12 protein-coding genes and 1 pseudogene are annotated in these 13710 nt (G+C 48.7%); 11 read left to right on the forward strand and 2 right to left on the reverse strand.

Features of this window, described 5'->3' with window-relative positions; translation table 11 throughout:
• Positions 1-256 precede the first annotated feature (256 nt).
• The 7 genes and pseudogenes from NC980_RS20330 (at position 257) to NC980_RS20360 (ending at position 7418) form a co-directional block, all read left to right on the forward strand.
• Positions 257-379 carry a hypothetical protein gene (locus tag NC980_RS20330; RefSeq protein WP_277881398.1) on the forward strand — a complete coding sequence of 41 codons (123 nt, stop codon included), beginning with the start codon at positions 257-259 and terminating at the stop codon, positions 377-379.
• Positions 380-2935 (forward strand): annotated as a pseudogene (locus NC980_RS20335) (peptidase domain-containing ABC transporter).
• A gap of 109 nt (positions 2936-3044) precedes the next feature.
• A complete protein-coding gene (locus tag NC980_RS20340; RefSeq protein WP_199298546.1) occupies positions 3045-3758 on the forward strand; it encodes a S8 family serine peptidase in 714 nt (237 codons plus the stop codon).
• Positions 3759-4349, forward strand: coding sequence for a hypothetical protein (locus tag NC980_RS20345; RefSeq protein ID WP_199298547.1), 591 nt, complete (start codon positions 3759-3761; stop codon positions 4347-4349).
• A 45-nt stretch (positions 4350-4394) separates the two neighbouring features.
• Positions 4395-4541, forward strand: a complete 147-nt coding sequence (locus NC980_RS20350) for a hypothetical protein (RefSeq protein WP_190377115.1) — start codon at positions 4395-4397, stop codon at positions 4539-4541.
• A 236-nt stretch (positions 4542-4777) separates the two neighbouring features.
• Entirely contained in the window at positions 4778-5863 is a 1086-nt protein-coding gene (locus tag NC980_RS20355; protein WP_206753826.1) for a hypothetical protein, read from the forward strand.
• 229 nt (positions 5864-6092) lie between these two features.
• A complete protein-coding gene (locus NC980_RS20360; RefSeq protein WP_199298548.1) occupies positions 6093-7418 on the forward strand; it encodes an HlyD family type I secretion periplasmic adaptor subunit in 1326 nt (441 codons plus the stop codon).
• Positions 7419-7460: 42 nt separating this feature from the next.
• Here NC980_RS20360 and NC980_RS20365 read toward each other — a convergent pair whose 3' ends face one another.
• Both NC980_RS20365 and NC980_RS20370 read right to left on the reverse strand, forming a co-directional pair.
• Positions 7461-7649 (reverse strand): hypothetical protein, encoded by a 189-nt coding sequence (locus tag NC980_RS20365; protein ID WP_348254044.1) that lies wholly within the window; start codon positions 7647-7649, stop codon positions 7461-7463.
• Positions 7650-7694: 45 nt separating this feature from the next.
• Positions 7695-9275: a B12-binding domain-containing radical SAM protein gene (locus tag NC980_RS20370; RefSeq protein ID WP_190377118.1), complete on the reverse strand. Its 1581-nt coding sequence runs from the start codon at positions 9273-9275 to the stop codon at positions 7695-7697.
• Positions 9276-9480: 205 nt separating this feature from the next.
• Between NC980_RS20370 and NC980_RS20375 the strand changes: the two genes are divergently transcribed.
• The 4 genes from NC980_RS20375 (at position 9481) to NC980_RS20390 (ending at position 13699) form a co-directional block, all read left to right on the forward strand.
• Positions 9481-9798: a hypothetical protein gene (locus NC980_RS20375; RefSeq protein ID WP_190377119.1), complete on the forward strand. Its 318-nt coding sequence runs from the start codon at positions 9481-9483 to the stop codon at positions 9796-9798.
• 373 nt (positions 9799-10171) lie between these two features.
• Positions 10172-10978, forward strand: a complete 807-nt coding sequence (locus NC980_RS20380) for a WecB/TagA/CpsF family glycosyltransferase (protein WP_190377120.1) — start codon at positions 10172-10174, stop codon at positions 10976-10978.
• Positions 10979-11000: 22 nt separating this feature from the next.
• Positions 11001-12374 (forward strand): O-antigen ligase family protein, encoded by a 1374-nt coding sequence (locus tag NC980_RS20385; RefSeq protein WP_190377121.1) that lies wholly within the window; start codon positions 11001-11003, stop codon positions 12372-12374.
• Entirely contained in the window at positions 12371-13699 is a 1329-nt protein-coding gene (locus tag NC980_RS20390; protein WP_190377122.1) for a flippase, read from the forward strand. The genes NC980_RS20385 and NC980_RS20390 overlap by 4 nt, the downstream gene beginning before the upstream one ends.
• Positions 13700-13710: the final 11 nt, after the last annotated feature.

Raw genomic sequence — 13710 nt, forward strand, 5'->3', positions numbered from 1 at the left:
ACCCTCTCATGCTGACTGCTGCTGGACTATGGAACTTTTACTTGCTCGCTGCTTAAGCTGATGGCAAAAAGCAGGAATCTCATAACTCTACAACTTATTTCCCAACAACTCTAATGCAGAAGATGCGCTGGAAATCGCGATCGCTCAATCGTTTAGCTACGCAGATTTATCAGAAGATTTAGAGGCGATCGGGCAAATTCAATCAGGAGGCTTAATTGGTCCGCTACTACTAGATGACGACTGGTATGTATTTCAGGTGGACGAGTTTCTACCTGCTGAATTGGATGAGGAACTAGAGGCACAATTGCGAGATGAAATCTTTGCCCAATGGCTGAGTGAACAGGTGTCAGCAATGTCTGTCAAATTAGAGGTGAGCTAAATGGTTGTTCAACAGGAACGGCAGGACATTTATGCACTGAATTTGCCCTGGGACGAACCCCCGCTAAGTTTGCTGAATGATGAGCAGCAACTGTTCTTCCGTCAAGAGGCTCAGGTCAGCTGTCATCAGATGGGTGAAGTGCTGTGGTCAAGTCGCACACCCGGTAGTCAATTACTCGTCATTTCTGGGAAGGTGCGATTGGTGCAGGAGCCAAGACGATCAGCCCTGGAAGCGGAAAAATCTGTGACGCTGAAGCCTGGAGATGGGTGTGGGGATGCTTTGGAATTGGTCGGATACTGGAAAGCCAGAGCCGCTAGCAAAAAAGTGGTGGTCGTGTTCTGGCAGTTTAACCTCTGGCAGGATGTCACTACCCATGAACTGAAGAGTTTCTGGGCGGACTTGCGTTGGCGTTATCAACCGCTTGATCCTAGATTGCCCCATCCAGTTTCTGGCTATCCTTATGAGTTCAGCCTCAATACCGCAGCGGCTTGCCTCACCATGGTGACGCAGCAAATGCAAACTCCGGTTCCGCTGAAACAAGTACAACGACAGGTGCGAGGGCAGGCTGCCCCAAATCTGGTGGAAGCAGGGGAGAAGCTGGGACTGCACCTGCACCATATTCAAACGGATTGGTCGAATCTGAAGCGGCTGTCGTTTCCGGCATTACTGCACTGGCAACAGATCATTGGGTGCTGGTGTATGAAGTAGACGGAGAACGGTTGGTCATTGCTGATCCGATGAACCGCAGCAAACGATGCGAAAGCCTGCCGCGAGAGATGGTGGAAGCTGCTTGGGATGGGCAACTGTGGCTGGTTGAACCCTTACCAAAAGCCGCAACTTTCAATCTGGATTGGTTTTTGCCTGCGATCTGGCCACAAACAACTGTTGATCGAAGTGCTGGTAGCCTCATTAGTCTTGCAGCTTTTGGGACTCGCGACGCCCATTATCACGCAGGTCGTGATTGACAAAGTGATTGTGCATGAGAGCCTTTCAACGTTGCATGTGATGGCGATCGCGCTTTTAGGTGTGAGCGTCTTTGAGGCGGTGCTGGACATCCTGCGCCTGTTCATCTTCACCCACACCGCCCGACGACTAGATCTGAGTCTATCGTCACAACTGTTTCGTCACTTGCTTCAGTTACCCCTGGCATACTTTGAAGCGCGACGGGTAGGCGATACCGTAGCACGGGTGCAGGAGCTAGAAAATATTCGTCAGTTTCTCACTGGAACGGCTCTCACCGTGGTGCTGGATGCTGCTTTCATCGTGGTCTATTTGACGATGATGGTGTTCTACAGCCCCAAATTAACGCTGATCAGCTTGGCTATCTTGCCAGTATTGATTGCGTTGATTCTGGTGGTGACACCCATCCTCCGTAACTGGGTGAATGAATCCTTTAATCGCCATGCCGATAGCCAATCGTTTTTGGTCGAAACGGTTTCGGGGATTCATGCGGTGAAAGCTCATACGGCTCAACTGGCAACCCGCGAACGCTGGGAAGGCTTGTTCGCCCGCTATGTCAAAACCAGCTTTCGGGCCTCCACCATTTCCAATGTGGATGGTCACATTGGTGAGTTTTTGACCCATCTTTCAGAGTTACTGATCCTTTGGTTTGGAGCCATGTTGGTGATTGAACATCACCTCACCGTGGGGCAATTGGTCGCATTTCAGATGCTGTCAGGACGGGCAATTTCACCGCTCCTGCGGCTGGCTCAACTCTGGCAGGACTTTCAGCAAGTGTTACTGTCCGTTGATCGGCTGGGCGACATTCTCAATGCTGATCCGGAGGAGACCGAAGAAACTGGGCTGGTATTGCCACTCCTTCAGGGACAGGTCACCTTCGAGCAACTCTTCTTCCGTTATCAACCACACCTGGAACCTGCATTGAAAGGGATCTCTGTTGATGTGCCACCGGGGATGTTCATTGGCATTGTCGGTCGCAGTGGTTCTGGAAAAAGTACCTTGTCAAAGCTGATTCAACGGCTCTATCAGCCAGAATCGGGACGGGTGTTGGTGGATGGATTTGACATCAAAGGCGTGAATCTAACCTCTTTGCGGCAGCAAATAAGTGTGGTGTTACAGGATGACTTTCTGTTCAACGGGTCAGTTGCGGACAACATTACTTTCAACAATCCGGACATTTCACCGGCACGAATCATCGAAGCAGCTCGAATGGCAGTTGCCCACGACTTCATCATGGAATTACCCGAAGGCTACGAGACCCAGATTGGTGAACGGGGGACAGGCTTATCCGGTGGGCAACGACAGCGATTAGCATTAGCGCGATTGTTTCTCTCTGATGCGCCAATCCTGATTTTGGATGAAGCGACTAGTGCATTAGACAGCGAAACGGAACGGAGAGTCATGCAGAATTTAGAACGCATTCGAGCAGGGCGAACCGTTGTCATGATTACGCACCGATTTTCACCCCTGAGACAAGCCGATCGCTTTCTGGTATTGGAAAAAGGAGTGCTGATTGAGCAGGGTTCCCATGAAGGCCTGTTACGGCAAAAGGGAGCTTATTGGACGCTCTATCAACAACAGCAGGCAGCTGTTTAGTTAGTGGTCAGCAACTACATCTGACATCTGACAAATCATAAAACCTATCAAGAGTGCTGAATGAGTCATAGAGGATGAAACTTCAATCAAAACATTCAGGAGAAAAATAATGGAACGTCAAGAGAAACGCTACTCGAATCAACAATCAAATGCTACATTTCAGCCTCAAACCTACCGTCAAGCAGGATTTGAGCAAGTCAATGCAGGAAGAGCTGAAACGCATAGTAGTTCTGCTCCAACCTCACCTGGTTCACAGCAACCCTTAGTTGGCGTTATCGATCAAGGGTTTGGTGCTGGAGAACACGGTACAAAGGTCTTGAAAACGATCGCCGAAAGTAATCCCCAATCTCCAGCCTGGTTAGGTGGGGGAGTCGGCAATGGTAACTGGGCAAACTCACTAACAAAGTTTGTAGATGCTGCCAAAACACTAGGAAAGCAAGCAGTTGCTAACCTCAGTTTTGACCTGACGGAGAAACATCCGGATGGTAGTGTGACAACGAGATCGCAACTGACAACCGCAGAACAGCAAGCCCTCAACTATGCCCGCGACAATGGCGTATTGATTGTGGCATCCGCAGGCAATCAGGGGAGTGCAATGTCGGCTCTGGGGCAAGCATCCCAACAGTTTGATAACATCATTGCGGTAGGCGCAGCAGACGGTAATCATCGCGCCGATTATTCCAGCTATGGTAATGGCTTAGATCTGGTGGCACCGGGCCAGCAAACGGGTGACGCTTTCACGGGTACGTCGCGAGCGGCAGCAGAAGTGACAGGCACGATTTCCAGGATGTGGGCAGCCAATCCCACGCTTGATTATCGCTAGGTGACTCGCACACTGGAATCAACCGCAACCGATCTTCAGCAATCCGGTTGGGATACTCAAACCGGAGCGGGACTGCTGAATATGGCTGCTGCTGTGAATCTGGCAAGAACCATCACACCGGAAACTCAGGTGTTCTCTGGGGCTCAACTGATCCAGCAGGTGAACGGCTCGTTTGACAATTCCACCTGGAAGAGTACTGATGGAGCTGTAGCGAGTGAGCGGCTCGCTTGGAGTTGGAGTGATTTTGGGCATACTGCCCTGGATGTCATTGGCACCATTGATCCGACACCTATTTCAGATGGAGTGAATGCTGCCTGGTACACTGTTGAAGGAGACTACACCAATGCCGCGATCTCAGCAGTTTCCATGCTTCCCGGAGGTGACGTTGCTAAGGCTGGCAAGTGGGCTGCTAAGGGATTGAAGGCAGGCAAGAGTGCTAAGACTGCCAAAGGATTAGACAAGACGGCTAATGTTGCTACCAGGGCGGAAAGTGATGCAAAAGCCATCAATTTGGGCCAGCCAGTCAATCGATCAGTCCCCATTCACAAAACTCCATCAAATCGGGAAGTCCGCAACGAGCACAAAATTTAGCTGGCGCACGTCCCCGCAGGGGCAGCTATCAATCAGCACAAAATCATGGATCAGGAGGCTCTGTACTCACTCGACCCAAACCAGGGACTAGAGGCAGAACGCGACCAACTCAAGGAAGTTCGTCTAAAGGTGTCGCTGGTACAAGCCCTGGCAGAAGCGCAGACGGTGGTGTTCAACCAGCACGTGGTCTAGGTAATCCTGGTAGCAGAGGTCCACATAGAGGTTCCGGTAACTCACAGCAACGCGGTGGTTTAGGCAATCCTGTTACAAGAGGAAAAGGTACTCAAAGCAATTCGACTCCTCATCAAAGTTCAAATAGACCTCCCCAATCAATCAGTCAGGGTACAGCTTCTGGCGCTTTGAACAGAAACTCAGGAATATCTTCCAACCGAACCTCTCCTGGAAAGCCAGGTGGTAGCTCCCCGCAATTGAATCTTCCCTCATGGCTGAAACCTGCTGCAGGTGCTCTTTTCCTGGGTGGTTTCGGTTCACTACTGGGAGGAGGTGCACAATCTACACCCTCTCAGCAATCTGAAGCAGATCCCACCAACCGACTACTCCCTGCTCAGCCAGGTCATGACGGGGTTTCTAACGGAGGCTTGGGCACTGCTCCATCGCCCTGGAATCCTTCCCCTCCCGATCAACTCGATCCTCTGCTGCCTCACATTCAGGACACCCGTGACCTTAAGTATCTTAACGATCCCTCAATACTGGGGCGTTTAGATGAGATCCATCCAGGAGAGAGCTTGTCAGAGGTTGCTAAACGGATAAAATCCCGTGTATGGGGTAAAAACGGTGCTGAACTAACTGATCCTGCTCAACCCCCTACGTTTGAGAATCAATCGCAAAATACAACTCCATCAGGAGAAATAAATTCGCCCCCTTTCCGATTCGATGCCAGTAAACTTCTTCCCAAGAAAGCTACCCCTGAGGACAGAGCGATGCTTCAGGAATTCCTTGATCGGCATCCTGAGCTTATGTCAGAAGAAATAAGACCAGGGGCTACGACACCATTTGGAAAGAGGGAAACTTGGGAATTGTTAAGGACGATGAGGATAAATCCTGAGGCATTGCAGCTCCCCGATTGGAGAGATACAGATAAGATGCGCCGTGAACCCGGTGTCGCTGTAGGAGGTGAAACTCTACCTAATACTGATTACTTATTCCAACCTCTGGATAATCAAGGTAAGCAGCGTGCTCCAATTGGATTGATTCCAGGTCAAATTGCTCGCCAATTACGAGGAAAAGATTTCAAGAATTTTGACGAGTTTCGTGCAACCTTTTGGAAGCTTGTTGCACAAGATTCAAAGCTTAGCCAGGGTTGGGAAGACCCGGAAAACCTAAAGCGTATGAAGGAGGGGAAAGCTCCTTATGCTCCGCGCAATGGGCGAACAGGTAAAGAAATTTCCTATCAACTGGATCACAGTGATGATCTGCAGTATGGCGGTGGTGTGTACGACATGGATAGCATTCGGATCGTCACACCGCGCTTCCACGACGAGTACGGCAACTAACACATCAAGCAGTAGGGTGGGCAGTGCCCACTCTACACTGCAGTCTTTCAGTTTAGACCCTCAACGATCGCGATCAAAACCTCAAACATGGAGTTCTGAACTCAAATTTTCAACCTCAGAAGCCCAATTTTCTAGTTTTAGACTGCATTCTCCAAGTTCTAGACTCAAATCTCCAGCCAAATATTGAGCCGTCACTTCTACTCAAATAAAATTGGAGGCAAATATGAACATGCCGCGCTCTTCTCCCATTCAACGTCAGCAAACCAAACAGCAATTTGCCAATACCCAGAGTTATCTCAACTACAAACTCGGTAATGCGGTGCGTCGTCTGCCGCCTGTCTATACCCGTGTGTTAGTTGGTGGCATCTGCCTTGCTGTTACTGGGGCGATCGCTTGGGCAGCATTTAGCAAAATCGATGAAGTCGCCACAGCCAAGGGGGAGATTGCTCCGGCAACCCAGGTGCAACCAATGCGATCGCTGGCCAGTGGACAACTGCGCGAGATTAATGTGACCGAAGGAAAGGTGGTTAAGCAAGGCGACGTCCCAGTGCAACTTGATCCAACCCAATCCACAGCAGAAGTGCAGCAGTTGCAAACTCTGGCCACGCAAAATCGGGATTCCCTAGCCCGCTTAGAAGCCGAACGGAGCGGGAAAGTGCGGACAGGAACCGTGTTGCAAAATGAATTGCTAGCCTCACGCTTGCGGGAGTACCGCGATCGCCGAGCAGCGGCTGAAGCGGATGCCAGCCGACAACTGAGTACGATTCGATCCACTCAGGTACAAAAAACTCGTCTACAAGCAGACCTCTCCTACGGCAGACAAAAATCTGAGGCAATGCGATCGCTTGCAAGCCAAGGAGCCGTGCCCCGGTTTGATTACATCGACACGCAAAACAAAGTGGAAGGGTTACAAAAAGAAATTGCAATTCAGGATCAGACGATCGAGCAGGCGCGACAAGCCTTTCAAGCCGCCAAGAATAATGCCAGTCGATTAGAGTCGGAACGGCAGAGTGAGATTCTGACTCAAATTGATAAGCAACAGCAGGAATTGACCGATCTGGAAGGCAAACTCTCCCAAGCCAGGGAACAACAGAAACAAAGCACGATTCGAGCAGGCGTAACGGGCACAGTTTACAACGTGAAAGTGGCGAAAACGGGGGCAGCCGTCCATGCAGGCGATGAACTGCTGTCGATCGTTCCCGCTGGTGAAGAACTGCTGGTAGAAGCCAAAGTCCCAAACCAAGATATTGGATTCATCAAAACAGGGATGCACGTCAAGGTGAAGCTTGCTACGTTTCCCTACCAGGAGTACGGCATGGTGGAGGGAACGGTCAGTAAAATCAGTCCCAATGCAGTGAATGAGAAAGAGGCAGGGTTGGTCTTTCCAGTGCAGGTGCGACTCAAGCAGCATTCGGTTCGAGTGAATGGTCAGGAGGTTCCCCTTACCCCCGGCATGGCAGCCACCGCTGAAGTTGTCACGCGTCAGAAAACTGTACTCAGCTTTTTGCTAGACCCGATCACGGGCAGTTGGGATCGGGCCTTTTCAGTGCGCTAAGGGGAACCAGAGAGCGAAACTTTTTAACGTCAGTTCGACAGATTAGAAGATGGCAGGAGGCGGAGCAGGCAAGCCTTTTGGTTGCAAGTCGAGCGAGGGTAACTTGGGCTGATAGGTGTAGGCAATCAATCCTGCCAATAGGTTGACGAGGAAGTTCCAGCCACTGGGATGATCCGGCGGACAGGCGACCACCTGTTTGCTATAGCCAGTTTTGAGCAAAAAGTTACACAACCGGGTGAAATCAATGCCCCAAAAGCAAGCTCGATCGCATCGGGTCTAGACGAAGGCAACCGCTTCGTTTAGCTGGGGAGGATTGAGCGGATCATGTCCGATCTGCTGAGCAATGCGCTCTCTTGCCAAGCTACGGTATTCAGCAAAATGCTCCCCGGCTGCACACAATCCAATATAGAGATTCAGCGATCGCGGTCTGCGGCGGATCATTTCCCAGAGTTGCCACCAAAACTGTGCGCGAATGTCTTTTCGACAAATGCCCTGAAGCCAAATCACCTGCATGATTAATCGGAGTCCCTTTCCGAGTGGGAAATGTAAGCTTTGACGCAGCCGTGGATTCGGAGCAATGTCTAGGCAGTGCTGAAAACAACGCTTTAGATAGTTCGCGGGTTCATACAATGTCCAAAGCGTACTGATGTAGTCGTGAGCAATCTCATCGAGCGATCGAGTGGGATGAAAATTCATTAAGGTATTTTGATCACCGACCTCTAGGGCATCTTGGTGAGTCCGCCGCAGTCGGTTCTCTCGCTTGAGTCGTTCCCATAAATCGGTATTGGGAAGCGCCTGAAGAATCCCTAACATGGGTTGTGGAATCTGGGTTTCTTCCACAAACGCTCGAATGCGATCGCCCGCCCCCGATCGCTCTCCATCAAATCCGAGAATAAATCCAGCATAGATTAACAATCCTGCCTGCGTGATCGTGTGACACGCTTCAACTAAAGGACTGCGGGTGTTTTGATATTTACGAGTTGTTTGCAGACTATCTTGATCGGGTGTTTCAATCCCCAGGAACACCCCATAGAAGCCTGCTTGCACCATCAAATCTAACAGTTCTGGATCATCAGCCAGATTGACGGATGCCTCGGTGACAAAGGTAAAGGGATAATGATGTGCCTCCATCCACGGAATCAGGTCGCGCAAGAATCGTTTAACGTTGCGCTGATTGCCAATAAAGTTGTCATCCACAATAAACACTGAGCCGCGCCAACCGAGATCATAAAGAGCTTGGAGTTCTGCGATCGCTTGCTGCGGCTCTTTAGTCCGGGGCTTACGTCCGTAAAGTGTGATAATGTCACAGAATTCGCAGTTAAACGGACAACCCCGCGAGAACTGAATCGCCATCATCAAATAAGCATCTAAATTGAGTAAATCAAAGCGCGGAATCGGACTCGTGGTCACATCGGGCTTCTCCACGCTGCGAAAGACTCCTTGTTCTGCTCCGGTTGCAAGGGCAGCAATCCATTGTGGAACCGTCAGCTCTCCTTCATCTAACACAAGATAGTGAGCACCTGAAGCTAAAGCTTCTTCTGGCAGAGACGTCGGGTAAGGCCCACCCACCGCAACTTTCTTACCGCATTGCACTGCTTTTTGAATCAAGGCATGAAAATCGGTTTTTTGTGCCAGCATTGCAGACAGAATGACTAAATCACACCAGTTCCAATCGTCGTCGGTTTCGAGTTGCACATTGCGATCGCAAAACCGCATCTCCCACTCGGCTGGCAGCAATGCAGCAGCCGTCAAAATTCCGAGCGGTGGAATAAAGGCTTTTAGTCCTGCCATCTGCATAAAGCGATCGTACGACCAAAACGTTTTAGGAAACTTGGGATAAAGCAAGAGTACTTTCATGGACCATTGTTAATGAGGGGCAATCGTGCAGCACATCGTTAAGCGTAGCGACCAAAGGGGATACGCTGCCCTTTGCAGTAAAAGTTGTAAAACTCTATTAATAATTCATTTTGAGATCAGTTTCTCAGCAATGTTAAAAAAGGTTATAAATTTTAAGATTCGCCCCCGACTCGCTCAAATGGGTAATGTTCTGCAACTATCTTAGATGTCAAGTCATCTTGCAGCAGGTGAAGGACATATCTCCGCTCTGGTACCTCTGCATCAACAAAAAGAAGACCGCAGACACATTTTTGAAACGGCAATTGATTTTGAAACGGCAATTGATCGGGAAAACGGGATAACGAAGCTTGCAAGGTGGTTGGCACAAGCAGACACAACGTTCCAAACCAGTGTTGCCATGCTAGACCGCTGGTTTGAAGAAGTGTTGCACGACTTCGAGCATCGGACAACCAAAGGAATAAATTTCTCCTGTTTCTTTCAATGTGGTGTAACGCCTCAAATGGGGAACTCTACAGACATATGAATAACGAATAGCGAGGAAATCAGGGTGATGAGCTAGCCCCGGAAGCAACATTAGAGCAATGCTGTAGCATTTTTAGGCCATGCTAGCCGCAACAAACTTCAAATAGTGAATCCACATTAGCTTAGGGTCTCAAGGTCACTAAGACTATGCAATTGTTGAAGGTCATTCAGATCTCAGTTACCTCAGCTTAGCTTTTATCTATCTGTTTTGGCGTACTGTCTACGCCTCTCAGTAGAGCAGAGAAGCCGAATTCCCGAATCCGTGTGTTCAGATTGTCGTTTTAGTTGATCCACATGGTGCTATGAATACTGTCTCAAATTAATCAGAACTAGAAGCTTAAGCCATTACTGCACCCTAAGAACAATTGGCTCCTATGGATACGAGTTTGAAAGAGACGTTTCCCTTCCTTGAGGTTGTGGATGTTCGTGTTACTGCTTTAGATTTTGAAGCCCAAATTTCCTTAATGATGCAATGGGCGAAGCAGCAAAAGAGTAAAAGCGTTTGTGTGGCAAACGTCCATATGCTAGTGGAAGCCCGTCGAGATCCTGCATTTGCCGATATTTTGAAGAAGGCTGATCTCGTTACTCCAGATGGGATGCCCTTAGTGTGGATGTTGAGGTGGTTAGGGCAGCCCAGACAAGACCGAGTTGCTGGTTTAGATATTATCTTGGCGCTCTGTAGCCGTGCGATCGAAGAGGACGTAGGAATTTTTCTCCTAGGTTCAACACCTGAAATACTGGGACGCATGAAGGCGAGATTTGAAAGCGAGTTTCCAAATCTGAAAATTGCAGGTGCTGCACCACTGCCGTTTCGTCCTTGTACGGAAACGGAAGAGCAAGCAATCGCGCAAACGATTAACGAGAGTGGCGCAGGATTAGTTATGGTTTCTTTGGGATGCCCTAAGCAAGAGGCATGGATTGCTAGACAAAGGGGTAAGGTGCAAGCTGTCATGATTGGTTTAGGTGGGGCTTTCCCGGTTTATGCGGGCCTGAGAAAACGCACTCCTCGCTTGATTCAAAATGCTGGGCTGGAATGGTTATACCGTCTTATCCAGGAGCCAAAAAGACTATGGTGGCGGTATACCAGCACAATTCCGATATTTATATTGCTGGCAGTGAAACAGCTAGCCGTATCTAAGGTATATCAGGGAAGTCTAATAAAGCAGACTGAGCAGAGTTAACGAATCGCAGAAGGCAGAAGCTATGAGGGAGATCTTTTTTAATCCGATAGTCTTACTGCTCGTTGCGGTGATTGGGGCAATCTACCTGCTGCTTTTTTCGTCTTGGGTGACGCGTGAGGAGAATAACCATCGTTTGCGCTGGCTGATTACATTTATCTTTCTATTTAGCGGATTGCACCCAACCGTTGCGCCATTCCCTTATTTTCAGCCAGAAGCGCTCGCTGGGTTCGATAAGTCTCCTGAATCTGCATTTGTGCAATTGACCTTCTATAGTGCGATCGCTCTTCTACTAAGCTCTTGGTTTAGGAGCTTCTTTAGCGGCTTGCTTTATCTAGGCAAGAATCCGTTTTTGTTCGGGTTATTGCTCTTGGCACTGTTATCTGCTTTTTGGTCAGAAACTCCGATTTTATGTTTTAGGTACGGCTTGGTCTTTCTATTTGCGACTCTGTTCGCGATTCATATTGCTAGGGAGTACAGCTTTAAAGCGCTATGCGTCATACTCCGACGATTGGCATTTGTAAGCGGCATTATTAATTTGTGTTCGCCTGCGATCGTGCCCTCACTAGCAATTAAAGACAAAGGACTATCTGGAATTATGCCTTTTCCAATTGATCTCGGTAATTTTCTGGCGTTCGGTGTTGCACTCTGGGTTTCTTATGGCTTAGATGCTCCTAAACAAGAGCGATGGAAGGCATTTGCGATCGCAGGCTTTTTGGGCATGGTGATGTTAATGGCGAATTCTGCCCAGAGTATCTTTATCTGTGTTGTCTTAACGGTCTTAGTCATTGTTCTACAATCGGTGAAATTCTTGGATAGTAAATACTTTCCAGTGTTGCTAATCGGGGGGCTAATTTTAGCAATTGTAACCTCTGTGATTATGCAGTATTTACTTCCACTCATTTTCGCGGCTTTGGGCAAAGATATGTCACTGACAGGACGAACAGAGTTTTGGCCACAGCTGATCGATCGCTTAGAGCAGCATAATTTGTTTGTAGGCTACGGCATTAATAGCTTTTGGCAGGCTTGGCGTGGAGATGATGATCCGGCTCATGGCATTATCATTTATGGTGGTTTTATTCCAACTCATGCCCACAATGGTTTTATTGATTTAGCATTGAGCTTGGGAGTGTTTGGACTCATCCTGTTCTTTATGTCTTGGTTTGTCGGGCTCGCTCAAGCAGTGAAGTACAGCTTGCAAAACGGTTCAGCAGATTGCAGCTTGCCACTTCTGATCTTGGTTTACCTAGTTTTCTTTAACGTCTCACACACACTGCTGACAGGTGCAAACTATATTTGGGTGTTGTATACGATCGCATTAATCCGCTTGCAGATTGAATACAGACAGCAAAGAAAGTCGGCTCCTGAACTTCAATCTGTCAGGAGCTTACCGGTATGAATCAATCCTGGGTTCAACTTCTGCCTCCGTTTCTTCGCACTAAGCTGGAGGGGCGCTATACCGTACAAAAGATTCTTGGCAATACGGGATGGTTGCTTATCGATCGAATTCTCCGCATGGGATTGGCGCTGATTGTAGGCGTTTGGGTTGCTCGATACTTAGGGCCAGAGCAATTTGGACTGTTTAACTATGCGATCGCTTTTTCTGCGCTCTTCAGTCCCATTGCGACATTGGGGCTAGAGGGGCTTGTGGTTCGCGACATTGTTCAATCTCCTGCTGATAAAGATGAAATCCTAGGTACGACTTTTCTAATTCGATTGGTAGGTGGCACTGCGGCTTGGTTGTTATCGTTGGGTGTAATTTACTGGATGCGCCCAAACGATGCAATGATTCAATGGCTTGTAGGAATTGCTGCCGCAGGATTTATCTTCCAAGCCTTTGACATTATTGACTTTTGGTTTCAATCGCAGTTGCAATCGAAGTATTCAATTCTTGCAAAAAGCGCCGCCTTCATCTTTACGGTTGGGGTGAGAGTGGCACTCATTCAGATCAGAGCGCCCCTGATTGCCTTTGCTTGGGCAGCTTGTTTTGAGGGCATCCTAGTTGCAATTGGACTAATTGCAGCCTACTGCTCTAGAGGATTTTCTTTGACCTCGTGGCGGGGAAGTATCACTCGCGCCCGGACATTGCTGAAAAACTGTTGGGCTTTAATTCTGTCAGGTTTAGCAATCATGACTTACATGAAGATTGATCAGGTGATGTTGAATGAAATGATGGGGAGTGAAGCGGTTGGAGTGTATTCAGCAGCCGTGAAGCTGTCTGAGATTTGGTATTTTGTGCCGATGGCTCTGGCTTCCTCAGCCTTTCCTGCGATTGTAGAACTACGATCGAAAGATATTGATCTGTACTATCAACGACTACAAGGTCTATTTAACTTTCTGGTACGGCTTGCTTATGCGATCGCGCTCCCAGTCACTTTTCTAGCAGAATGGCTGATTATGCTTTTGTTTGGCAGCGATTATGCTGCATCTGCACCCATCTTAGCAATTCACATTTGGGCAGGTGTGTTTGTGTTTCTGGGGGTGGCTCAAGAGTCGTGGAGCTTTGCTGAGGGGTTTCTCAAGCTGTCATTACAGAGGACTCTGATCGGTGCGGTGATCAATGTGCTGCTCAATTTTATTCTGATTCCAATTTACGCTGGAGTCGGTGCGGCAATTGCAACGGTGATTGCTTATGGATGTGCGGTGGTCGTAACAAACTTCGTTGATCCCAGAGCAAAACGGATTTTGGCGTTACAACTCAAAGCACTTTTCTTGGTTGGATAACTTCTTTGGAT

Source organism: Leptolyngbya sp. AS-A5 (assembly GCF_039962495.1).
GTDB lineage: Bacteria > Cyanobacteriota > Cyanobacteriia > Leptolyngbyales > Leptolyngbyaceae > Leptolyngbya.

What these genes read in the sequence shown, in the direction of transcription:
- NC980_RS20340 (WP_199298546.1), top strand. Translation starts at nt 3,045, where the DNA reads ATGGAACGTCAAGAGAAACGCTACTCGAATCAACAATCAAATGCTACA.
- NC980_RS20350 (WP_190377115.1), top strand. Translation starts at nt 4,395, where the DNA reads ATGGATCAGGAGGCTCTGTACTCACTCGACCCAAACCAGGGACTAGAG.
- NC980_RS20360 (WP_199298548.1), top strand. Translation starts at nt 6,093, where the DNA reads ATGCCGCGCTCTTCTCCCATTCAACGTCAGCAAACCAAACAGCAATTT.
- NC980_RS20370 (WP_190377118.1), bottom strand. Translation starts at nt 9,275, where the DNA reads ATGAAAGTACTCTTGCTTTATCCCAAGTTTCCTAAAACGTTTTGGTCG.
- NC980_RS20375 (WP_190377119.1), top strand. Translation starts at nt 9,481, where the DNA reads ATGTCAAGTCATCTTGCAGCAGGTGAAGGACATATCTCCGCTCTGGTA.
- NC980_RS20380 (WP_190377120.1), top strand. Translation starts at nt 10,172, where the DNA reads ATGGATACGAGTTTGAAAGAGACGTTTCCCTTCCTTGAGGTTGTGGAT.
- NC980_RS20385 (WP_190377121.1), top strand. Translation starts at nt 11,001, where the DNA reads ATGAGGGAGATCTTTTTTAATCCGATAGTCTTACTGCTCGTTGCGGTG.
- NC980_RS20390 (WP_190377122.1), top strand. Translation starts at nt 12,371, where the DNA reads ATGAATCAATCCTGGGTTCAACTTCTGCCTCCGTTTCTTCGCACTAAG.